The organism is Rathayibacter sp. AY1C4, from assembly GCF_002932195.1.
Lineage (GTDB): Bacteria > Actinomycetota > Actinomycetes > Actinomycetales > Microbacteriaceae > Rathayibacter.
The window spans coordinates 1-24,570 of record NZ_PSWE01000040.1; the positions used below are offsets into that span (position 1 = coordinate 1).

Here is a 24,570-nt window from a genome sequence, read left to right on the forward strand (position 1 = left end):
GGGTGACGACGTAGGGGTGCGTCGCGGAGGCGCGCGCGAACGAGAGCGTGCCGAGGGTGCGGCCCCGCGACGTCGTCGGCATCGTCGGCCTCGTCCTCGCGATCGTCCTCGTCCTCGCGCAGATCGGGCGGACCGCGCTCACCACGGCCATCCCGGTCCTCGCGTTCCAGGGCGGCTTCGACACCACGCAGATCGGGGCGCTCTTCGCCGCCCTCGGGGTCACGATGCTCGTGCTCGCGACGGCGACCGCGATCGTCGGCGTCATCGGCGTCGCGCGGAAGGACCGCGCCCGGCTGCTCTCGGCCGTCACGCTCGGCGTCGGCGCGAGCGTCGCGATCGTCGAGCTGGGCGCGCTCGTCGTCCCGCCCCTGGTCGGCCTCTCCCTCCAGTACTGACGAGGCCCGCCGGAGCGGATCCCTCCATCCGCCCTCGCAGGATCCGCACGGCGCCGCGTCCGTTCCTCGCGCTCCCCTGCGCCGCGACGGCCCTGCCGGCTCCCCGGCGATGCGCCAGGATGGGGGGCATGACGACACGCGTGGACGGCCTCTTCGTCTACCCGGTGAAGGGCTTGACCCCGCAGCCGCTCCCCTGCGTCGAGCTCACCACAGGCCGCGGCGTCCCCTTCGACCGCACGATCGCCCTCGCCCGCCCCGGCGGCGCCTACCGGCCCGGCATGCGGCACGGCATCTCCAAGCGCGAGTACTTCGTGCTCGTCGCCGAGGCGCGCCTCGCCGGCCTGACCACGCACCTCGACCCCGACAGCGGAGTGCTCACCGTCGACGTCCGCGGCCACCGGGTCCTCTCCGCCGACCTCGGCGCGGAGGACGGCCGGGCCGCACTGCGCTCCTTCGCCGCCCGCGTGCTCGACCTGCCGCCCGGCGTCGAGCCCGTGATCGCCCAGGACGCGGGGCGCCGCTACACCGACACGGCCCACAACTCCGACATCGAGATGGAGTACGTCTCGCTGATCAACCTGGCGAGCGTCCGCGACCTCGCCGAGCGCACCGGCCGGAGCGTCGATCCGCTGCGGTTCCGCGGGAACATCCACCTCGAGGGGCTGCCCGCGTGGAGCGAGCTCGAGCTGCTCGGCCGCGAGCTCACCGCGGGCGGGCTGCGGCTGCGGATCACGAAGGCCACCGAGCGGTGCGCCGCGACCGAGGTCGAGCCGGGCACCGGTCGGCGCGACCTGCCGGTCCCTCGCCTGCTGCACGAGACCTACGGCCACGAGCTCCTCGGCGTCTACGCGGAGGTCCTCGACGGCGGCACGCTCGGCGTGGGCGACGAGCTGGTGCTCCGTGGCTGAGCTGCGGCTCGTGGTGGCCGAGCGCGAGGCGCTCACCCCGGCCGTCACCCGCTTCGTGCTGCGGAGCGAGGACGGCGCCCCGCTGCCCGGCTACTCCGCCGGCGCGCACCTCACGCTCACGACCCCCTCCGGCGAGCGCCGCAGCTACAGCCTGGTCGAGCCGGGATCCGCGGAGCCGTCGCGCTACGCGATCGCGGTGCGCCGCGAGCCCGGGGGTCGGGGCGGATCGCGGAGCCTCCACGACGACGTCCGCGTCGGCGACGTCCTCTCCTCCGCGCCGCCCGCGAACACCTTCGCCCTCCGGCCCGCCGCCCGCTACCTCCTGATCGCCGGCGGGATCGGCGTCACCCCGATCCGCGCCATGGCCGCCGAGCTCCGGGCGCAGGGCTCGGCCGTGCAGGTCGTCTACCTCAGCCGCACCCCCGAGGACACCGCGTGGCTCGACGAGTTCTCCGCCGACGGCTCCCTCGTGCACCACAGTGCGATCCACGGACGGCTCGACCTCTGGCCGCTCGTCGCCGAGCCCGACGACGACGCCCGGATCTACTGCTGCGGTCCGTCCGCGCTGATCGACGAGGTCCTCGCCCTCACGATGCACTGGCGCCCGAGCCGGATCCACGTCGAGGACTTCGCGGGCGTCGACGCCGTCGGCGACCGGGCCGTCCCCTTCGCCGCCGTCTGGGAGCCGACCGGAGCCGTCGTGGAGGTCCCGGCCGACCGCTCGCTCCTCACCGCGCTCCGCTCCTCCGGGATCGACGTCGACTCCTCCTGCGAGTCGGGCACCTGCGGCACCTGCCGCCTGCGCCTCGTCGGCGGGACGGCGGAGCACCGCGACCTGGTGCTGACCCCCGAGGAGCAGGACCGCTGGATCATGCCGTGCGTCTCGCGCTCCGCCGGCGGCGAGCTGGTCGTCGCCCCGGAATGACGGAGCGACGGGGCCGGGCCCCACGCACGCCGGCCGACACGCGTCGGCCGTCGTGTGACGCCGCGTGACGGGCGCCCGGCGCCCGGTCCCCCGCATGCCTAGGCTCCCGGACGGGGGACCACGACCGTCACGACCGAAGGACTTCCGATGACCAGCACCTCCGTCCGCACCCAGCTCGACGAGTTCACCGTCGGCTTCGACGACACGGTCGGCCCCGAGCTCGCCGCCGTCTTCTCCGGCGAGCGCGACGACCTCGTCGCCGCCGGCGCCCCGAGCGGAGCCGTCACCGCCGGCGACGCGCTCCCCGCCGCCTCCGTCGTGACCGTCGACGGCGACACCGTCGACCTCGCGGACGTCCTCGGCGCGGGCCCGGCCGTCCTCGTCTTCTACCGCGGAGCCTGGTGCCCGTACTGCAACATCACGCTCAAGCACTACAACGAGACCCTCGCCCCCGAGCTCGCGTCGCGCGGAGTCGCCCTCGTCGCGATCAGCCCGCAGACCCCCGACGGGTCGCGCGCGGCGGTCGCGAACGGCGACCTGGGCTTCACCGTCGTCTCCGACCCCGGCAACACGCTCGCGAGCGCTCTCGGCATCGTCACCGCCCCCAGCGGCGACGCGCAGGAGGCGCACACCGCGCTCGGCTTCGCCGTGAAGGACAGCAACGCCGACGACACCCCGGCCGTCCCGTACCCGACCGTCCTGGTCGTCGACGCCGACCGGATCGTCCGCACGGCGGACGTGCACGTCGACTACACGACGCGCACGGAGACCGAGGAGATCCTCGCCGCTGTCGACGCGCTCTGACGCCTCCGCTCGCACCCTGAGCACGCGCGGCGGTCGAGCGCACCCCCTCGCCCGCCGCGCCGCCGCTCCCTAGGCTCGACCCGTGACAGCGGAGACGGACGTGCTCGTGGTCGGCGGCGGTCCGGTCGGACTGCTGCTCGGCGCGCTCCTGGCGCGGGCCGGAGTGGACGTGCAGGTGTGGGAGCGGCGCTCCTCGGTGCCGAGCGGCTCGCGGGCGATCGGCATCCATCCGCCGTCGCTCGACGCGTTCGCCGCGATCGGCGCCGATGCTCCCGTGCTGGCCGAGGCCACCCGGGTCCGCGAGGGCGTCGCGCGCAGCCGGGGCCGCACCCTCGGCACGCTCTCGTTCGCGCGCGCCTCCGCGACGCACCCCTACGTCGTCACCCTCGACCAGCACCGCACCGAGGCGATCCTCCGCGAGAGCCTCGAGGCGGCGGCCCCGGACGCGCTGCGCCCCGGGGTCGCGCTGACCGGCCTGCTCCGTCGGGGCTCGACCGTCGAGGCGACCGGCACCGGACCGGGCGGCGAGCCGGTCTCCGTCCGCGCCGCCTTCGTCGTGGGGGCCGACGGCGCACGCAGCACCGTCCGCGATCTGCTCGGGATCCGCACCACCGGCCGCGACTACCCGGACCGCTACGTGATGGGCGACTTCGCCGACCCCGAGCCCGGCGGTCTCACCGGCACCGCGCTGGTCGACGTCGGTCCGGCCGGAGTGGTGGAGTCCTTCCCGCTCCCGGGCGGTCGGCGCCGGTACGTCGCCCTGAGCGGCCCGGACCGCTCCCTCGGCGCCCCCGCCTGGCGGCCCGAGGAGGCCCCCGACCAGGAGGCCGCGCGCGCCCTGGCCGCCGCTGTCCGCGACCGGACGGGCGCCGACGCCGACCCGGAGACCTGCACGATGCTCAGCGGCTTCCAGGTGCGGCGCCGCGAGGCCGAGCGGATGGGCGTCGGCCGCGTCGTGCTCATCGGCGACGCCGCGCACGAGATCAGTCCGATCGGCGGGCAGGGCATGAACCTCGGCTGGCTCGACGCCGCCGAGCTCGCCCCGCTCCTGGCCGGTGCCGTGCGCCGCGGCGAGGCCGGCCCCTGGCCCGGCTTCGCCCGGCGGCGCACCACCGCGGCCCGGCGCGCGGCGCGGCAGGCGGAGGCGAACATGGCCCTCGGACGCCCGCTCGGCTCGCTCGCGCACCGCGGCCGCGAGGCGTTCCTCCGCACCGCCCTCGCCCTGCCGACCTCGGACCTGCTCGCCCGCGTCTACGCGATGCGCTGGTCCTGAGGGCGGCCGGTCAGCCGACCAGCCGCGCGCCCGCCAGCCCGAGCTCGACCACCAGCACGAGCGAGGCCGCGATCACCAGCCGGAACAGGGTGCGCGTCGGCGGACCGGTCAGCACCAGGCGGATGCCCGCCGCGGCGAGCACGACCACCGCGAGGGTCCCGATCACCGCGAGCACCACGCCTGTCCCGCGCACCGGCTGGTCGCCGACGAGCTGTCCGACGAGCACGAGCAGCGCGGCCACCACCAGCGACCCGAAGGCGACGACTCCGGAGAGCCGCAGGCCGAGGCGGTGCGGGAAGCCGCGGACCCCGGTGGCCTCGTCGTCGACCAGGTCGGGGAGCACGTTCGTGCAGTGGATCGCGATGCCGAACACGGCGCCGGTCGCGATCGCCCACCAGGCGGGGAGCCGGCCGTCGCCCGCCGCGACCGCCACCACCGGCAGCAGCCCGAAGGCGACCACGAAGGGAGCGACCGACCAGACCGTGCGCTTGAGCCCCGCGTCGTAGGCCCAGCCCGCGGCGACCAGCACCAGGTGCGCGACCGCGGCGACCGGTCCGAGCAGCAGCGAGAGCACCACGGCGGCCGCCGCCGTCCCCAGTGCGGCGGCGCGGACGGCGCCCACGCCGATCAGCCCCTGCGCGACCGGCTTGTCGGTGCGCCCCACCGCGCGGTCGCGATCGGCGTCGATCCAGTCGTTCGCGAGCCCGATCGAGAGCTGCCCGAGCAGCACGGCGAGCGCCACCAGCGCGACCTGCCCGAGCGGATGCCCGGACGCCGCCGCGATCACGGTCGCCAGCACGGTGACCGTCACGGTCGGCCCGGGGTGCGACGAGGCCAGCAGGAGTCGCACCCGGGACGTCATCCCGCCAGCCTACGGTCGCGGCGGCACAGCGGGGCGCCGGTCGCGCTCCCCGCCCCGGAGCGGGATCCAGCGTGGTCCGAGCGCGGCGCCCTCATCAGCCCGCGACGGGAATGGGCCGGGATGGGGCAGGGTTGCACCACCCGGCATCCCGACTCAGGAAGAAGGCCTCGTGGACCTCGTGCACTGGCTGTTCGACGCGCAGATCGTCATCGGCGAGCAGACCGTCCTCTGGCGGGAGGTCATCGGCAACGTCTTCGGGCTCCTCAGCGCCCTCGGCGGGATGCGGCGGAAGGTCTGGGCCTGGCCCGTCGGCCTCATCGGCAACGTGCTGCTGTTCACGGTCTTCATGGGCGCCCTGTTCGGCACTCCGAACCCCGTCAACCTGCTCGGCCAGGCCGGGCGGCAGGTGATGTTCATCCTGGTCAGCGTCTACGGCTGGTACCGGTGGACCCACCGCCCCGACGACTCGACCACCTTGATCGAGCCGCGCTGGGCGTCGTGGCGCACCCGCGGCCTGCTGGTGCTCGGGATGGTCGGCGGCACCGCGGTGCTGACCCCGGTGTTCCGCGCGCTCGGCTCCTACGAGCCGGTCTGGAGCGACGCGTGGATCTTCGTCGGCTCCGTCCTCGCCACCTACGGCATGGCGAAGGGCTGGACCGAGTTCTGGCTCATCTGGGTGGCCGTCGACCTGGTCGGCGTGCCGCTGCTGTTCTCGGCCGGCTACTACGCGTCGGGGCTGATGTACGTCTTCTACGGCGCGTTCACCCTGGTCGGCTTCTTCGTCTGGATGCGGCAGGGCACCCGTCCGTCCGCCGCTCCGATCACGGTCGGCTAGCTCTAGCAGCCTGCCGCCGCCGGCGGAAGTGGCCGTGCGGGAGGCGCTGTCGGTGGTCCACTGGGAGCGGAGGCGCCCGCCTCCCCCACCCGGAACGGACGCCATGCTCTCCCTCGTCTACTCCAGCCGCACCTCCGCCGGCTTCACGGACGCCGACCTCCCCGCGCTGCTCGCCCAGTGCCGCGCGAACAACGAGCGCCTCGGCCTGACCGGCATGCTCCTGCACCGCGACGGCCGATTCCTCCAGGTGCTCGAGGGGCCGGACGCGGTCCTGCGCGAGCGGATGGCCGTCATCGCCGCCGACGAGCGCCACGCGCAGCTGCGCACCCTCCTCGAGGAGCCGATCCGGGAGCGGCTGTTCCCGGAGTGGTCGATGGCGTTCGAGTCCGCCGCCGACGCCGACGCCGCCGGGCTCCGCACCTCCTTCGACGACCTCGACGACGCCGAGGCCGAGAGCGCGACGCTCCCGGCCCTGCGCGAGCTCATCCGCTTCTTCCGCGAGCGGAGCTAGGCGGAGCTGGGCGGAGCTGGGCGGAGCTGGGTGGAGCGATACGGGACGCCGGGATCGCGGCCGGTCCGCCGCCGGAACCCGACGCCCGTCACTCCTCCGCCGAGAGAGGAGCGAGCCGGTCGAGCCGCGCCAGGAGCGGGGCGAAGCCGTCGCCGAGCAGGGCGCTCAGCGGCTCGCCGAACCAGAACCGCCAGACGGCGTCGAGCTCCTCGCCGGTGATCCGTCCTCGGCGCAGGAGGATGCTCGCGATCGGGGCCGCCTCAGACGCGTACTCGTCGCGGGGAGCGCCGTCCTCGCGACCCGGCTCGAGTCCGTACGGATCGACCCCGTCGAGCTCCCGCAGGACGGCCGCCACCATCGCGTCACGGCGTTCCGCGGTCGCGCCGTCCTGATTCGTCGGTGCTCGGCGCTCCATCGCGAGAAGGTACCGAGCCCACTCCTCGTCGTCCATTCGTCGTCTCCGATCTCTCTGGATGCCGCGCCTTCTCGAGGCCTTTCTCTTTTTTCGGCGCCGGCTTGTCGAGGCACGGGGGAACCGCCTCTCCGACGGCTTGTCATCCCCCCGCGAGAAAGGCGCGGACGCCTTCCCGCGTCAGCCCCGAGGCGACGGCGAGCCGGTGCTCTCCGGCCCCGAGTCGGGCGGCTCCGCGGAGGGCCGCGGCCCTTTCTCCGCCCTCGCCGGAAGTCCCGCTCCGGAATGCCGCGAATTCCGCGGACACCTTATCGAGAGCGTCGGCGACATCGCCGGACACGCTCTCCGGCGGCTCGCCGAGATCGATGCGCCAGCCTCTCCCGGACTTCTCGTCGCTGTCGTTCACACGCAGGAAAGTACCCCGGACCGCAGGGTGGCGCCTGTGATCGCCCGACGCCGTCGCGCCCCAGGGATCCGTCGTCGACGTCCGAGCGCACACGCCTCCCGGTCCGGAGAGGACGGCCTTCGAGGACTGTCCCGCGGACCTCGTCGCCGTGCTCCGCTCCGATGCGGCCTTCGCCTCGGCCGAGGTCTTCGACGGCTGACCCGACCGCGTCGACCACCCGCTGCGACGACCGCGGGGCGGAGGCGCGGATCGCGTCGTTCCGGCGCGCCCGCACCAGCGGTGCCGGAACGTCCGGCCGATCCGGGAGCGGCACCCGTCCGAGCCGTCGAGGTTCCGTCGGTGTGCAGGCCCCCGCGCCGAGGGACGTAAAGTGTGCTCACACGCGCCCGCGGACGGGCGAGCCGCCCGTGAGGGCGCCCCGGTCCTGCGTCGGAGGCGCCGATCACAGAGAGCCGCGGTGCCCGATGCCGGAAGACAAGCCCGCGTCGCGGGCGCCGAGCATCTACGACGTCGCCCGCGCGGCCGGCGTCTCGCACCAGACCGTCTCCCGGGTCCTGAACGACCACCCGAGCCTCCGCGCCGAGACGAAGAAGCGCGTGCTCGAGGTCATGGCCGAGCTCGACTACCGCCCCAACCTCGCCGCGCGGGCACTGGTCACCAGCCGCACCCGCACCGTCGGCGTGCTGTCCTCGCAGAGCCTGCAGTACGGTCCGGCCTCCAGCATCCAGGCCATCGAGGTGGCGGCGCGCGACGCGGGCTACCTCGTCGTCACAGCCAACGTCGACGGCACCGACGGCGCGTCGATCCAGGCCGGGATCCGGCATCTGCTCAACCAGGCGGTCGAGGGCCTCGTGGTCGTCGCTCCGCAGATCCGCGTCTTCGACATCCTGTCCGGAGTCGCGCTGCGCATCCCGCACGTGACGCTGCAGACGAGCGAGGACGACCGCGACGACGCGCTCTACGTCGACCAGATGGCCGGCGCCCGCATCGCCACCGGGCACCTGATCGACCTCGGGCACACCGAGATCGTGCACCTCGCCGGCCCGCAGGACTGGATCGAGGCCGAGGCGCGGATGCGCGGCTACCTCACCGAGCTCGACCACCGCTCGATCCCGCTGCGCCCGCCGCTGCTCGGCGACTGGAGCGCCGAGCGCGGCCACCGCGTGGGCCTCGAGCTCTCGCGCTTCCTCGACTTCACCGCGGTGTTCGCGGGGAACGACCAGATGGCGCTCGGACTGATGAGCGCGTTCCACGAGCGCGGGGTCCGCGTGCCGGAGGACGTCAGCGTCATCGGCTTCGACGACATCCCCGAGGCGGCGTTCTACTGGCCGCCGCTGACCAGCGTCCGCCAGGACTTCGTGGAGCTCGGACGCCGGTGCGTGGCCGCGCTGCTCAGCCTGATCGAGGGCGACCGGCCGGAGAAGGCGGCGCCGATCGCTCCGCAGCTGGTCGTCCGCGGATCCACGGCCGTCCCCCGGAGCGCGAGCGTCACCGCCTCGCGCTGACCGGCGGCCGCGACGCCCTCGCGCCGCGACCGCCCGCGATCACTCGCCGTGAGCGGCGATCGACACGTCGTTCCAGCGCTTCCAGGTCTCGAGGCGCGACTCGTAGTCCGCCGTCGCGATGCCCAGCGGCGCGCGTCCGAAGAAGATCCGCAGCGGCGGCTCGTCCGCGTCCACGACCGCGAGGATCCCGAGACGCGAGGCCCGCGGGTCGCCCTGCTGAGCAGCGGAGGGGCGTCGACTCGCGGCCTCGCGGACCTCGTCGTACGCGGCGATCGGCTCGCTGCGCGACGCGGAGGGACCGGACCAGTCGGTCGAGTACCCGCCGGGCTCGACGAGGGTCACGTGGATCCCGAAGCCGGCGACCTCGGCGGCCAGCGACTGGGTGAAGCCCTCGAGCGCCCACTTCGACGCGTGGTACGCGCCGATCGAGGGGAACGCGCTGATGCCGCCGATGCTCGACACCTGGACGATGTGGCCCGAGCCCTGCTCGCGGAGGATCGGCAGCGCGGCCTGGGTGACCCAGAGGGCGCCGAAGACGTTGGTCTCGAGCTGCGCGCGGAACTCCTCCTCGGTGAGCTCCTCGATCATGCCGAAGTGCCCGTAGCCGGCGTTGTTGATCACGACGTCCAGTCGGCCGAACCGGTCGGCCGCGGCCTGCACGGCGGCGAAGCCGGCCTCGCGGTCGGTCACGTCGAGGGTCAGCGGGAGGAACGTGTCCGGGTACTCCTCGACGAGGGCGTCGAGGGTCTCGATCCGGCGGGCGGTCCCGGCGACCGAGTCGCCGCGCTCGAGCGCCGCCTCGGCCCACTCGCGGCCGAAGCCCTTCGAGGCGCCGGTGATGAACCAGGTCTTCGTCATGGTGTGCGTCCTTTCGACAGTGCTGGACGCAACGCCGACGGCTCCGGCTCCCTTCCGGGGCCGGGGACCCTTGACAGCACCGCTCCGAGAGCGGACGACGCGCCGCGGGTGTCCCGTTACCGAGTCGAGACGTGCGCGTTGACACGAACGGCGCCGTCGGGTCTAGCATGACGCAATGTGATCGCTCACATGGCATCACATCTCCGCCCCGATCCCGAGGGCGGCCCTGCATCCACTGCATTCAATGACGAAGGAATCACAGTGACCACAATGAAGCGCGCTCTCATCGCCGGCATCGCCGGCGGAGCGATGATCCTCTCCCTCGCCGCCTGCTCCTCCGGAACCGGTGGCGGCTCAGGCTCGGGATCCGGCGACGGCGGCCTCGTCGGCGTCGCGATGCCGACCAAGTCGTCCGAGCGCTGGATCGCTGACGGCAACAACGTCAAGTCGCAGCTCGAGGAGGCCGGCTATCAGGTCGACCTTCAGTACGCCGAGGACGACATCCCCACCCAGGTCTCGCAGCTCGAGAACATGATCACCAAGGGCGCCAAGGCCCTGATCGTCGCCTCGATCGACGGCACCACCCTCACGAGCGTGCTCGAGGAGGCCAAGGCCAACGACATCCCCGTCATCGCCTACGACCGCCTCATCCGCGACTCCGAGAACGTGGACTACTACGCCACGTTCGACAACTACAAGGTGGGCGTCCAGCAGGCCACCTCGCTCCTCGCGGGCCTCGGTCTCACCGACCTCACCGGCGCGAAGGCCGCCGACGCCCCCGCCGGCCCGTTCAACGTCGAGCTGTTCGCCGGCAGCCCCGACGACAACAACGCCACGTTCTTCTTCAACGGCGCGATGGACACCCTCCAGCCGTACATCGACGACAAGACGCTCGTCGTGAAGTCCGGCGAGACCGACTTCAACACCGTCGCCACGCTCCGCTGGGACGGCGAGGTCGCCCAGAGCCGCATGGAGGACATCCTCACCAAGACGTACTCCGACGGCTCCAAGGTCCAGGGCGTCCTCTCGCCCTACGACGGCCTCAGCCGCGGCATCATCTCGGCTCTGACCGACGCCGGCTACACCGTCGGCTCCGACTTCCCGATCATCACCGGTCAGGACGCCGAGCTCGACTCCGTCAAGGCGATCATCGCCGGCGAGCAGTACGCGACCATCTACAAGGACACCCGCGAGCTCGCCAAGGAGGCCGTGAAGATGGCCCAGGCCGTGCTCGAGGGCACCGAGCCCGAGGTCAACGACACCGACACCTACGACAACGGCAAGAAGGTCGTCCCGTCCTTCCTGCTCGAGCCGGTCATCGTCACCAAGGACCAGATCCAGTCCGTCCTCGTCGACGGCGGCTACTACACCGACGCGGAAGTGAACGGCTAGTCCTCTCTCCTCACCCGAGAAGGAACACCCCGGGAGGGCGCCCACTGGGCGCCCTCCCCCACTACGAAGGAAGGGAGGCGGCGTGACCTCGAACATCCTCGAGATGCGCGGCATCACCAAGACGTTCCCGGGCGTGAAGGCGCTCCAGGACGTCACGCTCAACGCACAGCGCGGCGAAGTCCACGCGATCTGCGGGGAGAACGGCGCCGGCAAGTCGACGCTGATGAAGGTCCTGTCGGGCGTCTACCCGCACGGGACCTACGAGGGCGACATCGTCTTCGAGGACGAGGTGATGCAGTTCGCCAGCATCCGCGACTCGGAGGCGAAGGGCATCGTCATCATCCACCAGGAGCTGGCCCTCAGCCCCTACCTCTCCATCGCGGAGAACATCTTCCTCGGCAACGAGGTGCGCGGCTTCGGCGGCCTGATCGACTGGAACAAGACCAACCAGGAGGCGGCGGCGCTGCTGGCCCGCGTGGGTCTGCGCGAGAACCCGACCACCAAGATCATGGAGATCGGAGTCGGCAAGCAGCAGCTCGTCGAGATCGCGAAGGCGCTCTCGAAGCGGGTCAAGCTGCTCATCCTCGACGAGCCCACCGCGGCCCTGAACGACGAGGACTCGGACCACCTGCTCGACCTGATCCTGCACCTCAAGGAGCAGGGCATCACGTCGATCATCATCAGCCACAAGCTGAACGAGATCAAGAAGATCGCGGACACCGTCACGGTCATCCGCGACGGCAAGACCATCGAGACGATCGCTCACGACGACGTCACCGAGGACCGCATCATCAAGGACATGGTCGGCCGCGACCTCGACCACCGCTACCCGGACCACACGCCGCACATCGGCGAGGAGATCCTGCGCGTGGTCGACTGGACGGCCCACCACCCCCAGGACCCGACCCGCGTCATGGTGGACAAGGTCAACCTGTCAGTCCACCGCGGCGAGATCGTCGGCATCGCCGGGCTCATGGGCGCCGGGCGCACCGAGTTCGCGATGAGCCTCTTCGGCCGCTCCTACGGCAGCCGCATCTCCGGCCAGGTCTTCAAGGCCGGCAAGGAGATCAAGATCCGCAACGTCTCGGAGGCGATCGCCCACGGGCTCGCCTACGCGACCGAGGACCGCAAGCACTACGGCCTCAACCTCATCGACGACATCAAGCGGAACATCTCGCTCGCGTCGCTCGACAAGGTCGCCCGCGGCGGACTCGTCGACGACAACCGCGAGTTCGAGGTCGCCAACGAGTACCGCGGCAGCATGAACATCAAGTCGCCGACCGTGCTCGCCAAGACCGGGAAGCTCTCCGGCGGCAACCAGCAGAAGGTCGTCCTGTCGAAGTGGATCTACTCCGACCCGGACGTCCTCATCCTCGACGAGCCCACCCGCGGCATCGACGTGGGTGCGAAGTACGAGATCTACACCATCATCAACCGGCTCGCGGCGCAGGGTAAGGGGATCATCGTCATCTCCTCCGAGCTGCCGGAGCTGCTCGGCATCTGCGACCGCGTCTACGCGCTGTCGGAGGGCCGGATCACGGGCGAGCTGCCCATCGCCGAGGCGACGCCCGAGGCGGTCCTCACCCTCATGACCCAGGAGAAGCAACGATGACCGATCTGCAGAACGAACCGTCCACCGCGGCCGGTGCGCAGGTGAAGCCCACCGAGAACGCCTTCACGAAGCGCCTCAGCCACGTGCTGGGCGACCTCGGCAAGAACGGCATCTTCATCGCCCTCATCGTGGTGGTGCTGCTGTTCGAGGTGATGACCGGCGGAATCCTCCTCCGCCCCCAGAACATCTCGAACCTGATCGTCCAGAACGGCTACATCCTGATCCTCGCCATCGGCATGGTGATGGTCATCGTGGCCGGGCACATCGACCTCTCGGTCGGCTCGGTCGCGGCGTTCGTCGGAGCGATCTCGGGCGTCTTCGCGGTCAACATGGGTCTCCCGTGGTGGCTGTCGATCATCCTCTCCCTCCTCATCGGCGCCCTGGTCGGAGCGTGGCAGGGCTTCTGGATCGCCTACGTCGGGATCCCGGCGTTCATCGTGACCCTGGCGGGCATGCTGATCTTCCGCGGCCTGGCGCTCGTCGTCCTCGGCAACGCGAACATCGGCTCCTTCCCGACCGAGTACCGCGCGCTGGGCAACGGCTTCCTCACCGACCTGTTCGGCGAGACCGACCTCGACCCGCTGTCGCTCGTCATCGGGGCGCTCGCGATCGTCGCCTTCGCCGTGCAGTCCGTGCGCACCCGCCGCGGCCGCCAGAAGTACGCGCAGAGCGTCGAGCCGGGCGCCTGGTTCGTCACCAAGCTCGTCCTCGTCTCCGTCGTGATCGCGGCCTTCTCCTTCGCGCTGGCCACCTTCAAGGGCATCCCGGTCACCCTGATCGTGCTCGCCGTGCTCGTCCTGATCTACGGCGTGGTCATGAACCGCTCCGTCTTCGGCCGTCACGTCTACGCGATCGGCGGCAACCTGCACGCCGCGGAGCTGTCCGGCATCAAGACCCGCAACGTCACCTTCTGGCTGTTCGTCAACATGGGCGTCCTCGCGGCGCTGGCCGGCCTCGTCTTCACCGCGCGACTCAACCTCGCCGGCCCGAAGGCGGGCGACGGCTTCGAGCTCGAGGCCATCTCGGCCGCGTTCATCGGCGGCGCGGCGGTCCAGGGCGGCGTCGGCACCATCGGCGGCGCGATCATCGGTGGCCTCATCATCGGCGTCCTGAACAACGGAATGTCGATCATGGGCATCGGCATCGAGTGGCAGCAGGCGGTCAAGGGCCTCGTGCTCCTGCTCGCGGTCGCCTTCGACGTCTACAACAAGCGCCGCTCGGGCGGACGCTAGGCCCTGCGGTCGTGCCCGACTGGTCGCGGTTCCTGCCGCTGAGCACCGGGCCCTCGGTCGACGAGACGGGCGTCAGCAACGACTGGCGCCCCCTCGTCGCCGAGAGGCTCGACCGCCTCGCCGTCCTGGCCGCCTCGCCCTCCACCACGGAAGGCGAGGCGGCCAGTGCCGTCTCCCGGGACGCCCTGCTCGGAGAGCTCGTCGTGCGGCTCTCGAGCAGCACCGGCCAGCGCCTCGCGACGCGGATGGGCGCCCGCGAGGCCTCCTCCCCTCCCCCTGCCGCCGAGATCGCCCCGGCCCTGGCCGCTCTCGCCTTCGCTCGCCGCGCCGGCGCCGGTCCCCGCTCGGTCGCCGAGCTGGTCGAGGTCGTCCGCGTCGAGCTCGCCCTCTCCCCCGAGCCGCTCGCCCTCTCCTCCCGCATCACCGGCGGGGTGGCCCTGGACCGCCTGCAGCGCGCGCCGCTCGCGATCCGCGCCGCCGTCCGCGGTCGCACCCTCGCTCCGACCGACGCGGAGTGGGAGCTCGGCTCCGGCCCCGCCCTGCGCGTGCCGGCCGACGCGATCCTCCGCTTCCTGCTCGGCCTCGGGCCCTTCCCCGCCGAGCCGACCGCCTAGGCGGCGCCGCCTCCTGCCCCCGGGCGGAGGCGGCGCCGCGCCGGTCGTAGCATCGGAGGATGACGCGCTCACTGCCGAGAAGCACCCCGTCCGCCCGCTCCGTCGACGCCGAGGGAGTGCTGGCCTTCGTCGAAGGGGTCGAGGCCGCTCCCGGCGTCGAGCTGCACGGCCTGATGGTCGTGCAGGGCGGCGACGTGGTCGCCGAGGGCTGGTGGGCGCCCTACTCGGCCGAGCGGCCGCACCTCTTCTACTCGCTGAGCAAGAGCTTCACCGCGACCGCCGTCGGCCTCGCGGTCGCCGAGGGCCTGGTCGACCTGGACGCCACCGTCCTCTCGTACTTCCCCGAGCTCGACGACGAGATCACCGACCCGCGCTCGCGTGCGGTCCGCGTCCGCCACGTCCTCGCGATGGCGAGCGGCCACTCCGCCGAGACGATCGACCGCGCCGAGGAGACGGATCCGGTCGACCTGGTGCGCGGCTTCCTCCTCCTCCCGCCGGAGCAGGAGCCGGGCAGCGTCTTCGCCTACAACCAGCCCTGCACCTTCGCCGCCGCCGCGATCGTGCAGCGCGTGAGCGGGCAGTCGCTGACCGACTACCTGCGCCCGCGCCTGCTCGATCCGCTCGGCATCGGCGAGGTCGCCTGGCATCGCGACGACTCGGGGCGCGAGCTCGGCTACAGCGGGCTGCACGCCACCACCGAGGCGGCCGCTGCGCTCGGACTGCTGTACCTGCAGGAGGGGCGCTGGGGCGACCGGCGGATCCTCTCGCCGGAGTGGGTCGCCGAGGCGTCCAGCGCGCACGTCCCGACCCACGAGGACGGCGGACCGGACTGGCAGCAGGGCTACGGCTTCCAGTTCTGGCGGTCGCTGCACGGCTACCGCGCGGACGGCGCGTACGGGCAGTTCAGCCTGATCGTGCCCGAGCACGAGCTCGTGATCGCGCTGACCGGCCAGACCTCGGACACGCAGACGCTGCTCGCGCTCGCCTGGGAGCACCTGCTCCCCGCCGTCGGCCGCGGGTCCACGGCGGAGGCCGACGCCCGGCTGGCCGACCGGCTGTCGGAGCTCGCCCTGCCCCCGCTCGAGGGCGCCTCCCCCGCGACCGGGAGCTACACGCCGGTCGGATCGTGGCCCGACGCCGTCGAGGTGACGGCCGACGAGGGCGGCTGGACGCTCGCGCTGATCGAGGGCGACGAGCGCTTCTCCGTGACGCCCGGCGCGGGAGCCTGGACCGTCGACGGGCCGTTCGCGGCGAGCGCCGGACCCTCGGGCGACGGCGTCCTGGTCGACGTCGTGTTCCTCGAGACCCCGCACCGCCTGCACGTCGAGCTCGCTCCCGACCGCACCGCCCGCGTCCGCTGGGAGACGGAGCCGCTGCACGACGGCCCGCTCGCCGGGCTGCGCGCCCCGCGCTGACGGCAGGGCCCGCTCCGCTCATCCGTCGCGAGCGGCCCGTCCGCCCCTCGGCGACGGGCCGTTCGCGACGGATCGAGAGGGGTCGCGCTCGGCCGTGCGGACCGCGCGCATCGGGCGGCGCTCACCGGGGGTCGACCGGAGCCGCTACTTCCCGTCGATCCGGCCGAGGGCGGTTCCGTGGTGTCGGAAGGCGTCCCGCGCGGCGCCCCAGCTCCGCGGATCGACGCCGAGCGCGGTGCGGAGATAGGCGGTGCTCAGCCGCTGCAGCGCGGCGACGCGCTCGGGGTCCGCGTCGGTCGTCTCCGCCACCGAGTCCCCGACGATCCCGCCGAGCGAGTGCTCCGCACCGTGGAGGGTCAGCAGGTCGGAGGCGCCGGGGCTGTGCGTGAAAGCGTCGGTGAACCAGTCGGGGCCGCGCCGCGACATCCGCGACTGGTCACGGTCGCCCGCGACGACCAGGGTCGGTGTGGTCAGCTCGGCGAACGAGGGCCGCAGGAAGGGGAAGCGCTCGCGGGCGAACGGCGCGAGGTCGTCCCCGGCGAGCCCGGTCGCCGCGAGCAGGATCCCGGCGCGGACCCGCTCGTCCGAGAGGTCGGCTCCGGCGGTGCCGTCGTCGTCGAGGACGCGGGCGCCGAGGAGGGCCTGCGCGGTCTGCCCGCCCCAGGAGTGGCCGGCCACGGCGATCCGGGCGCGGTCGATCCGTCCGGCGAGGCCGGGGACGGCCGCCTCGAGGGTGTCGAGCTGATCGAGGGAGCGGGTCAGATCGGCGATCCGCTCCGTCCAGATGCTCGGGAAGACCGGGTGGTCGAAGCCGAAGCCGTTGCGGCGGGAGTCGAGATGGGTGGGCTGGATCACGACGAAGCCGCGGGACGCCCAGAAGGCGGTCAGCGGGGCGTAGCCGTCGAGGTTCCAGCCGTTGCCGTGCGAGAACAGCACGACGGGCAGATCCGACCCCGTCGTCGGGGCCGAGACGCGGACCTCGAGCGGGACCGGGCGGCCGGGGGCGTCGAGCGCGACCGGAGCGAGGGAGACGACGGGGGCGCCGGGTCCGACGACGCGGTCGAGGGAGTCGAGGAGCGGAGTGGTCACGAGGGTCCTTCCTGGGGGGCGGCGCTCTGGCACAATCGTCGGAGCGCTGCTCCGGAACATTGCGGAGCACTGCTCCGGAATGTGGTGGAGTTGCGCTCGGAGACATTACGGAGCGCAGCTCCGAAAAGCAAGGAGAACAGATGAGCGACCGTGTGCCCCGCACGCCCGGCCGACCGCGGACGAGTCGCGACGCACTGCTCGCCGCCGCGGCGACGGTGTTCGTGGCCTCCGGCGTGGACGCGCCGGTCCGCGAGATCGCGGCGGAGGCCGGCGTCGGCGTGGGGACGATCTACCGGCACTTCCCGACCCGCTCGGAGCTCGTGGTCGCCGTCTACCGCCACCAGGTCGAGGCCTGCGCGGAGGCGGGCCCACGGCTGCTCGCCGACAGCGCGACCCCGGAGGCAGCCCTCAGGGCCTGGGTCGCCCACTTCGTCGACCTCCTGGTGACCAAGCACGGCCTCGCCGGTGCGCTCCAGGGCGACAGCGCCGGATCCGACGCCCTGCACACCTACTTCGTGGAGCGGCTCGTCCCCGTCTGCGGCGACCTGCTCGAGGCGGCACGACCCGCCCGGATCCCGGCGTCGAGTCTCAGCGGCTACATGCTCCTCAAGGGCATCGGCAACCTCTGCATCGGCGCCGCCCACGATCCGGACTACGACGCCGACACCCTCGTGCAGGCCCTCGTCACCGGAGCGCTGCAGGCGGATCAGCCCTGATCGCCTCCACGATCCGCTCGACCGCATCCTCGACCGCCGCCCGGCGGCTCGCGTCGTCCTCGCGCTCGGACTCGTGGACGAAGACGGCCCCGCCGCGCCGGGCTCCGCAGTAGTCGATGATCCCGTGCTGGATCTGCGTCAGCAGCGCCTGCTCGTAGCCGTGCCGCTCGTAGGTCCCGGCGGAGTCCCCCGCGACGAGGACGAGGTGGACGGTCAGGGCGCCGAGCCTGCGCTGCGTGCCGTGGACGGGGTCGATGTCGAAGGCCCAGCCGGCGAGGAAGACGCGGTCGAACCAGCCCTTCAGCAGCGCGGGCATCGACCACCAGTAGACGGGGAAGACGAGCACGAGATGGTCGACAACGTCGAGCCGGCGCTGCTCGCGGAGGACGTCGTCGGGAACCGGGCCGACACCGCGGTAGCGGTCCCGGTCGGCCGCGCCGAACCGCGGGTCGAAGCCCTCGGCGTCGAGGTCGGCCGTCTCCACTCCGTCGGGGCCGAGCTCGTACCGCAGCCGCCGGGCGAGGGCGGCGGTGAGGGAGTCGCGGTCGGGGTGCGCGGTGACGAGGAGGGTGCTCACCGCTCCAGTGAACCGCACCCGCCCTGCGGCACCCTGGCAGGATGACCCGGTGACTCCGCACCGCTCCCCCCGCCGCCCCGACGTCGTCTCCGTCGAGCTCGTCGGCGGACCGGAGCCGCTCGAGCTCGCCCTGCACGAGCACGACCCCGAGTGGTCCGCCCTGTTCGAGGAGCACCGGCGGCGCATCCTCGAGGCCGTCCCGGGCGTGCGGGTCGAGCACATCGGCTCGACCTCCGTCCCGGGCCTGCCCGCGAAGCCGATCGTCGACGTGCTGGTCGTCGTGCCCGACGTCACGGCGGAGGAGGACCACGTCGCGCCGCTGCTCGAGGCCGGCTACGTCCTGCGCACCCGCGAGCCCGGGCACCGGCTCGTCCGCACGCCCGGACGGGACGCCCACGTCCACGTCTACGAGGAGGGTCATCCCGCGATCGACGCGTACCTCCTCCTGCGCGACCGGCTGCGCACCGACCCGGCCGACCGCGAGCTCTACCGCAGCACGAAGGCGTCTCTCCTCCTCCGGCGCTGGGAGGACGGGAACGACTACGCCGAGGCGAAGTCCGCCGTGATCGCGGCCATCCTTGAGCGCGCGAGATCCTCGCAGCCCTGAGATCGATATCCGGAAGAACTGAGCGGGCTCGACAGCGCTCGCCAGGCGGTCGGCGGCTAGGCCGCACCGCACGTTCGATCGCCTCGAGCCCTCCGGCTCGGGGGCGATCGCGGTTCGGGCGTCGGAGCTTCCGAATGTCCATATGTGAAAACCTAGGGGTATTAGGATCAACGCGTGCCCCGTCGCTCCCTCACCCGCTCCGCCGTCATCGATCGCGCCGCCGCGATCGCCGACGCCGATGGTCTCGCCGCCGTGACCCTGGCCGCCGTCGCCCGCTCGCTCGAGGTGCAGACGCCGAGCCTCTACACGCACGTCCGCGATCTCGCCGCACTCCGCGACGGCGTCACGGTCCTGGCCCTCGACGAGCTGTCCGACCGCATCGCCGTCGCGATCGCCGGACGCTCCGCCCGGGAGGCGCTGGACGGCTTCGCCGACGCCCACCGCTCCTTCGCGCGCGAGCGGCCGGGCCTGTGGGAGTCGCTGCAGCGCACTGCGGGGCCGGACGCGGTCGCCGCCCCGGCCGCCCGCCGCGTCGTGCAGCTCACAGATGCGGTCCTCCTCGGCTACGCGATCCCCGCCGAGGACCGGGTGCACGCCGTCCGAGTGACGGGCGCCGCTCTGAACGGCTTCCTCACCCTCGAACGGCTCGGGAGCTTCGCGCACAGCAGCCCGACCCCCGCGCAGTCGTGGAGCGAGCTCCTCGCCTGCCTGCACTTTCTTTTCAGCCACTGGACCCGCCGGAAGGACATCCCCGCATGATCAGCACACCCCTCACGGAACGGCTCGTCCACGGCGCGATCGAGCTGGAGGAGGTGCCCCGCGGAGTCCGGCCGCACCGCCTCCCCCGCGCGGTCCGCGAGCGCGATGCGGATGCGCAGCTCCTGCTGATGGAGGCGCAGCCCTCGGGTGTCCGGATCTCCTTCGTCACCGAGGCGCGACGGATCGAGCTCGACGTGCACGCGACACGGGTCGCCTATCGGGGGCTGCCCCGGCCGCGCGGCGCAGTCGACGCGGTCGTCGACGGCGAGATGACCGCCTCCCACGCGCTCACCGGAGGCGACGCGATCGAATTCGACCTCGCGACCGGTGACCGGGCCCTCCTCCCCGGACCTCTCGACACGGTCGGGCTCGACCTCCCGGCCGGGCCGTCTCGCGTGGAGCTGCTCCTCCCGCACAACGAGGCGGTGGACCTCGTGGCCCTGCGCTCCGACGCACCGCTCGAACCCGCGCCGCTCTCCGGCCCCGTCTGGCTGCACCACGGCAGTTCGATCAGCCAGGGCTCGAACGCGGCGCGCCCCTCGGGCATCTGGCCGGCCGTGGCCGCCCGGGCGAGCGGCGCCCGCCTGGTGAACCTCGGCTTCGGCGGGAGCGCACTCGTCGACCCCTTCACCGCTCGCGTGATGCGGGACACTCCTGCCGACCTGATCAGTGTCGCGCTCGGCATCAACCTCGTGAACCTCGACGGCATGCGCCGCCGCACCTTCGTGCCGGCGGTGCACGGCTTCCTCGACACGATCCGCGAGGGCCATCCCGCGACGCCGCTGCTCCTCGTCACTCCGCTCTTCTGCGGGATCCACGAGGACACGCCGGGGCCGGGCGACGTCGATCCCGCGTCCTTCACGACCGGGGCGCCGCGCTTCGTCGCGACCGGCGACCCGGGCGACACCGCGAACGGACGGCTGACCCTGCGGATCGTCCGCGAGGCGCTGGCCGAGGTCGTCGCCGCGCGCTCCGACGACCCGGACCTGCGACTGCTCGACGGGCTCGCGCTCTACGGGCCGGACGACGCCCAGCGGCTCCCGCTCCCGGACGGCCTGCACCCGGATCCGGAAGCGCACGAGCTCATCGGCCGCCGGTTCGCGGAGCTCGCCTTCGGCCCGGGCGGGGCGTTCGCGCCGGAGCGCTGAGCGGCCAAGACGGAGCCCGGGCGGCCGTCCGACGCCCGGCCGTCGGTCGATCAGGATGTTGACGTCATCAGACCCTCGTGGAAGCCTGATGTTTGCGTGAACATGCGCGAAGTCCCCGGTGCAAAGGAGCACAGCATGACGTCTCGACCACGAACGGCCGCCGCGGCGGTGGCCGCGCTGCTCGTCGCAGCACTCCTGGGGACAGGAGCGCAGTCGGCCTCGGCCGCCGTGGCCACGGATCCCGACGACGGAGTGCCGCGCACCTCGACGCCCGTGACCTACACCGACCACCCGGCGGTCCAGGACCCGGGCAGCACCGCGGCCGGCTACTTCCAGCCCTACTGGTACGACACCGACGGCCGCCACATCCAGGCGCACGGCGGCCAGATCGTCACCGTCGAGGAGGGCGGTCAGCAGGTCCAGTACTGGTACGGCGAGGACCGCACGAAGGGCTACTGGAACAGCCCCGGAGTCGCGGTCTACCGCTCCACCGACGGCCACAACTGGGAGAACAAGGGCACCGCGCTGCGCAGCGTCTCGGCTCCGGCCGACCTCGAGGCCCCCTACTTCGACGCGCTCTACGACACCGTCGACGGCTCCGGAGCCCCTCGCGCCGACCGCATCGCGGAGCTCGACTACCACCTCGACACGACGCAGGCCTCGCCGAACACCGCCATCTTCGAGCGCCCCAAGGTCCTCTTCAACGAGAAGACCGGCAAGTGGGTCATGTGGTGGCACTCCGACGGCCGGACCACGCCGGGCGGCAGCACCTACGCGCGCTCGATGGCGGGAGTCGCCGTCTCGGACAGCCCGACCGGGCCCTTCACGCTCCAGGGCGTCTACCGCCTCTACAACCGCACGGACTACAAGGCCTGCACCACCTCCGCCGTTCCCGGGCAGGCGCGGGACATGACCGTCTTCCAGGACGAGGACGGCACCGCGTACATCTCCTACTCCTCCGAGGAGAACTACTCGCTCTACGTGGCGAAGCTCGACGCCGACTACACCAACGTCGAGCGGACCACCACGACCGACACCCTCGACGCGAACCAGTACTCGGCCGACGGGACGTACCCCTACGTCTTCGCCGACGGTGCGGCCGGAGCACCGGTGCGCGGCACCGACTTCCAGATCGTGAAGGAGTGCGGACACCTCGAGGCGCCCGCGATCTTCGCCAACGGCGGCAAGTACTACACGATCGCCTCCGGGGCGACCGGCTGGGCGCCGAACCCGCAGACCTACTACACCGCCGACTCGATCCTCGGCGCGTGGACCCGCGGAGTCGAGAAGGGTGACGCCGACGAGAACGTCGCCTACAACGCGATCCCGGAGGGCGGCGACGGCCTGCTCTCGATCGGCGACTCCCGCAAGACGACCTTCGGCTCGCAGTCGACGAACGTCCTCACGCTCGCTCCCGGGAAGTACGTCTACATGGGCGACCGGTGGAACGAGGGCAAGTCGGACTCGACCTACGTCTGGCTCCCGATGACGGTCGGTGAGAACGGCCGCCTCGAGATGCGGAACCCGGCTCAGGAGGACCCGGCGCGCTGGGGATCCGGCTGGAACCTCTCCTACTGGGACGACAAGGGGGTCGGCGAGGGCGTGTGGTCGGTCGTGGACGCTCGACTGCCGAAGCAGGTCCGCCGCGGCGCCGACATCGCCGCCGCGCTCCCCTCGACGGTCTCGGTCGCGAGCAACGGCTCGACCCGCGACGTCGCCGTGACCTGGGCCGCCCCCGGCCCCGCCGAGCTCGGCACGGTGCAGGTGACGGGCACGCTCGCCGCCGACGCCGGATTCTCCTCCGGCCGCCGCTTCACCCGCACGATCGAGGTGGCGGAGCCGGGCATCGCGAACCTCGCTCCCGGAGCCTCGGTCGCGGTCTCGAGCCGCACGGACCTCGCCGGCAAGCTCATCGACGGCGACGTCAAGGGCAAGGGCTGGGACGACTGGTCCTCGGCCGGCTACCCGCGCGACAGCCGCCTCTCCTTCTCCTGGGGCGCGGCGCAGAACCTCGACTCGGTGACGGTCAGCACCTACAAGGACGGTGCGACCGCCACCTGGCCGTCGAGGATCGAGGTCGAGTACCAGGTGAACGGCGCATGGACGACTTCCTCCGTCGCCACCACCCTCAGCCAGGCCGCGACCGGATCCGCCCCGACGGCGATCCTCGACCTGTCCTCCCTGCCCGACACCACGGGCCTCCGCCTGCACCTCACCAGCGCGGCGAACACGTGGCAGTCGGTCTCGGAGGTGCAGATCTGGGGCACCGCGCCGCCGACGAACGTCTGCCGCGTTCCCGGGGCCGCGGTCTCGGCGTCGTTCAGCCAGACGAAGTACGCGACCCTCCCCGCGAAGAACGCCTGCGACGGCAACGTGAGCACCCCCTGGTCGACCTGGACCGACGGCACCTTCGCCGGCAGCGCCGAGTTCACGCTGACGAACACCGAGGCGCACCGCGTCGCCGGGCTCACCTTCACCAACACCGAGGGCACCCTGGCGTCGGTGAGCGTGGCCTACCGCGCCGAGGACGGCACCTGGAAGCCGACCACCGCGCAGAACGTCGCTCCGGCGGCGAACGGCACGCTGACCACGATCCCGTTCGCGGCGGTCTCGGCCACCGGCCTGAAGCTGACCTTCTCCACGCCGGGCTCGTTCCTCAAGATCGGCGAGATCGTCGTCCCCGAGGCGGCCGCCCCGGCGCTGACGGTGCCGGTGACCGTGACGTCGCGCTGTGTGGCCGGGAAGGCGGTGCTGACTGTCCTCGCCAAGAACGGCGGCACCGCTCCGATCGACGTCGCGATGGCCTCGGCCTACGGCTCGAAGACGGTCACCGCGGTGGCCGGGGGCGCGAGCGGATCGGCCGCATTCACCACCCGCCTGGCGAGCATGCCGGGCGGCCAGGTGACGGTGACCGCCACGGCGGGCTCCGAGACCCTCGCGCAGACGGTGGCCTACCCGGCCCGCGTCTGCTGAGCGCACGGCGGCCGGTCGACCGGCCGTGACGGAGGAGGGAGTGCCCGTGGGCGCTCCCTCCTCTGCATGTGCGGCACATCATCCGAGGCGCAGGGCGAGTGCGGGCTCGAGGCGCGCGGCTCAGGGCTCCAGATGCCGAAGGACGTGCCGGGCCTGGGCGGGAGCGCCGTCACGTCGATCTCCGCGGGCGGGAAGGAACAGCCGCTCCCCCGCAGGCGCTCCCCGAGAAGGAGATCGGTCGCCTGATCGATCCGGCTCAGCGCCGCCTCGTCGAGGAGGTGGGCGCACGAGAATGGCCGAGCCCGCTGGCGCGCTCCGCGGCACTCCACCCGGAAGCGGGGGTGCAGAGCTCTTCACGCTCCTGGTAGTAATCACAGGCGGGCGCATCGCAGAGCCCGCAGAACTGGACCGTCCGTGACCCGCACCACCCGCGCTCTCGCCGCGTTCGTCCCGACGACGACCCTCGTGCTCTCCGTGGTGTTCGCCTCCGCCGCACTCGCGCCCGAGGCGATGACCGCCCCGGAAGCGGTGTCGACGCCGACCGCCGCCTCGCCCGCGGAGGATGCGGCGGCGACTGCGGACCCCTCCGCTCCCGGTGCGGGATCCGGCGCCTCCGACCGCCGCTCCTCGAGCCCCTCCTCCGCGGACCCCGTCGACCCCGCGCAGCCGACGACCGGCTCCTCCGCAGGCCGTCCCCGCACCGCCCACGGGCGCCCTCTCGTACGCTCTCGGCTTCCTCGCG

The 24,570-nt window shown here is 72.6% G+C and carries 24 protein-coding genes and 1 pseudogene; 19 read left to right on the forward strand and 6 right to left on the reverse strand.

Going from position 1 to position 24,570, the window contains the following annotated elements; translation table 11 throughout:
* Nucleotides 1-56: 56 nt before the first annotated feature.
* The 5 genes from C5C99_RS15255 (at nt 57) to C5C99_RS15275 (ending at nt 4,305) form a co-directional block, all read left to right on the forward strand.
* Nucleotides 57-395: a hypothetical protein gene (locus tag C5C99_RS15255; RefSeq protein WP_104340337.1), complete on the forward strand. Its 339-nt coding sequence runs from the start codon at nt 57-59 to the stop codon at nt 393-395.
* A gap of 128 nt (nt 396-523) precedes the next feature.
* Nucleotides 524-1,303: an MOSC domain-containing protein gene (locus tag C5C99_RS15260; protein ID WP_181074626.1), complete on the forward strand. Its 780-nt coding sequence runs from the start codon at nt 524-526 to the stop codon at nt 1,301-1,303.
* Nucleotides 1,296-2,228 carry a PDR/VanB family oxidoreductase gene (locus tag C5C99_RS15265; protein ID WP_104340339.1) on the forward strand — a complete coding sequence of 311 codons (933 nt, stop codon included), beginning with the start codon at nt 1,296-1,298 and terminating at the stop codon, nt 2,226-2,228. Before C5C99_RS15260 ends, C5C99_RS15265 begins: the two co-directional genes overlap by 8 nt.
* A 147-nt stretch (nt 2,229-2,375) precedes the next feature.
* Nucleotides 2,376-3,032 (forward strand): peroxiredoxin-like family protein, encoded by a 657-nt coding sequence (locus tag C5C99_RS15270; protein ID WP_104340340.1) that lies wholly within the window; start codon nt 2,376-2,378, stop codon nt 3,030-3,032.
* An 82-nt stretch (nt 3,033-3,114) separates the two neighbouring features.
* Entirely contained in the window at nt 3,115-4,305 is a 1,191-nt protein-coding gene (locus C5C99_RS15275; protein WP_104247728.1) for an NAD(P)/FAD-dependent oxidoreductase, read from the forward strand.
* 10 nt (nt 4,306-4,315) lie between these two features.
* Here C5C99_RS15275 and C5C99_RS15280 read toward each other — a convergent pair whose 3' ends face one another.
* A complete protein-coding gene (locus tag C5C99_RS15280; protein WP_104340341.1) occupies nt 4,316-5,167 on the reverse strand; it encodes a UbiA family prenyltransferase in 852 nt (283 codons plus the stop codon).
* A 169-nt stretch (nt 5,168-5,336) separates the two neighbouring features.
* Here C5C99_RS15280 and pnuC point away from each other — a divergent pair, with 169 nt between their 5' ends.
* Together pnuC and C5C99_RS15290 are read left to right on the forward strand one after the other, a co-directional pair.
* On the forward strand, nt 5,337-6,002 hold the full coding sequence (gene pnuC / locus C5C99_RS15285) for a nicotinamide riboside transporter PnuC (RefSeq protein ID WP_104227403.1): 666 nt from the start codon (nt 5,337-5,339) through the stop codon (nt 6,000-6,002).
* A 103-nt stretch (nt 6,003-6,105) separates the two neighbouring features.
* Complete coding sequence (locus C5C99_RS15290; protein ID WP_104227402.1) at nt 6,106-6,513, forward strand: BLUF domain-containing protein; 408 nt, start codon at nt 6,106-6,108, stop codon at nt 6,511-6,513.
* 88 nt (nt 6,514-6,601) lie between these two features.
* Here the strand turns inward: C5C99_RS15290 and C5C99_RS15295 are convergent, their stop codons facing one another.
* Together C5C99_RS15295 and C5C99_RS15300 are read right to left on the reverse strand one after the other, a co-directional pair.
* Nucleotides 6,602-6,928: a hypothetical protein gene (locus C5C99_RS15295; RefSeq protein WP_146085531.1), complete on the reverse strand. Its 327-nt coding sequence runs from the start codon at nt 6,926-6,928 to the stop codon at nt 6,602-6,604.
* A gap of 139 nt (nt 6,929-7,067) precedes the next feature.
* The gene (locus C5C99_RS15300) at nt 7,068-7,331 is read right to left on the reverse strand and encodes a hypothetical protein (protein WP_104292706.1); all 264 of its coding nucleotides are present in this window, start codon (nt 7,329-7,331) and stop codon (nt 7,068-7,070) included.
* Between the two features lie 464 nt (nt 7,332-7,795).
* Here C5C99_RS15300 and C5C99_RS15305 point away from each other — a divergent pair, with 464 nt between their 5' ends.
* Entirely contained in the window at nt 7,796-8,836 is a 1,041-nt protein-coding gene (locus tag C5C99_RS15305; protein WP_104224986.1) for a LacI family DNA-binding transcriptional regulator, read from the forward strand.
* Nucleotides 8,837-8,875: 39 nt separating this feature from the next.
* On the opposite strand, the gene C5C99_RS15310 is transcribed toward C5C99_RS15305, so the two are convergent.
* A complete protein-coding gene (locus C5C99_RS15310; RefSeq protein ID WP_104227398.1) occupies nt 8,876-9,694 on the reverse strand; it encodes an SDR family oxidoreductase in 819 nt (272 codons plus the stop codon).
* A gap of 270 nt (nt 9,695-9,964) precedes the next feature.
* On the opposite strand from C5C99_RS15310, the gene chvE reads away from it, so the two are divergent.
* From chvE to C5C99_RS15335, 5 genes are all read left to right on the forward strand, one after another.
* Nucleotides 9,965-11,086 (forward strand): multiple monosaccharide ABC transporter substrate-binding protein, encoded by a 1,122-nt coding sequence (chvE, locus tag C5C99_RS15315; protein WP_104224984.1) that lies wholly within the window; start codon nt 9,965-9,967, stop codon nt 11,084-11,086.
* Between the two features lie 82 nt (nt 11,087-11,168).
* Nucleotides 11,169-12,698, forward strand: coding sequence for a multiple monosaccharide ABC transporter ATP-binding protein (mmsA, locus tag C5C99_RS15320; protein WP_104224983.1), 1,530 nt, complete (start codon nt 11,169-11,171; stop codon nt 12,696-12,698).
* Nucleotides 12,695-13,930: a multiple monosaccharide ABC transporter permease gene (gene mmsB / locus C5C99_RS15325; RefSeq protein ID WP_104227395.1), complete on the forward strand. Its 1,236-nt coding sequence runs from the start codon at nt 12,695-12,697 to the stop codon at nt 13,928-13,930. Before mmsA ends, mmsB begins: the two co-directional genes overlap by 4 nt.
* An 11-nt stretch (nt 13,931-13,941) precedes the next feature.
* Complete coding sequence (locus C5C99_RS15330) at nt 13,942-14,544, forward strand: hypothetical protein (protein ID WP_104340343.1); 603 nt, start codon at nt 13,942-13,944, stop codon at nt 14,542-14,544.
* A 59-nt stretch (nt 14,545-14,603) separates the two neighbouring features.
* Nucleotides 14,604-15,959 (forward strand): serine hydrolase, encoded by a 1,356-nt coding sequence (locus C5C99_RS15335; protein ID WP_104340344.1) that lies wholly within the window; start codon nt 14,604-14,606, stop codon nt 15,957-15,959.
* Between the two features lie 144 nt (nt 15,960-16,103).
* Here the strand turns inward: C5C99_RS15335 and C5C99_RS15340 are convergent, their stop codons facing one another.
* Entirely contained in the window at nt 16,104-17,048 is a 945-nt protein-coding gene (locus C5C99_RS15340; protein ID WP_258063717.1) for an alpha/beta fold hydrolase, read from the reverse strand.
* Nucleotides 17,049-17,188: 140 nt separating this feature from the next.
* On the opposite strand from C5C99_RS15340, the gene C5C99_RS15345 reads away from it, so the two are divergent.
* On the forward strand, nt 17,189-17,764 hold the full coding sequence (locus C5C99_RS15345) for a TetR/AcrR family transcriptional regulator (RefSeq protein ID WP_104340346.1): 576 nt from the start codon (nt 17,189-17,191) through the stop codon (nt 17,762-17,764).
* Here C5C99_RS15345 and C5C99_RS15350 read toward each other — a convergent pair.
* Entirely contained in the window at nt 17,733-18,341 is a 609-nt protein-coding gene (locus C5C99_RS15350) for an NAD(P)H-dependent oxidoreductase (RefSeq protein WP_104340347.1), read from the reverse strand. The genes C5C99_RS15345 and C5C99_RS15350 overlap by 32 nt on opposite strands.
* A gap of 49 nt (nt 18,342-18,390) precedes the next feature.
* Between C5C99_RS15350 and C5C99_RS15355 the strand changes: the two genes are divergently transcribed.
* The 5 genes and pseudogenes from C5C99_RS15355 to C5C99_RS15380 all read left to right on the forward strand — a co-directional run.
* Nucleotides 18,391-18,948, forward strand: a complete 558-nt coding sequence (locus C5C99_RS15355) for a GrpB family protein (RefSeq protein WP_104340348.1) — start codon at nt 18,391-18,393, stop codon at nt 18,946-18,948.
* Nucleotides 18,949-19,122: 174 nt separating this feature from the next.
* Nucleotides 19,123-19,707 carry a TetR-like C-terminal domain-containing protein gene (locus tag C5C99_RS15360; RefSeq protein WP_104224976.1) on the forward strand — a complete coding sequence of 195 codons (585 nt, stop codon included), beginning with the start codon at nt 19,123-19,125 and terminating at the stop codon, nt 19,705-19,707.
* On the forward strand, nt 19,704-20,855 hold the full coding sequence (locus C5C99_RS15365; protein WP_104224975.1) for a GDSL-type esterase/lipase family protein: 1,152 nt from the start codon (nt 19,704-19,706) through the stop codon (nt 20,853-20,855). The genes C5C99_RS15360 and C5C99_RS15365 overlap by 4 nt, the downstream gene beginning before the upstream one ends.
* 135 nt (nt 20,856-20,990) lie before the next feature.
* Complete coding sequence (locus tag C5C99_RS15370; protein WP_104340349.1) at nt 20,991-23,828, forward strand: discoidin domain-containing protein; 2,838 nt, start codon at nt 20,991-20,993, stop codon at nt 23,826-23,828.
* 414 nt (nt 23,829-24,242) lie between these two features.
* Nucleotides 24,243-24,570 (forward strand): annotated as a pseudogene (locus tag C5C99_RS15380) (hypothetical protein); the annotation flags it as partial.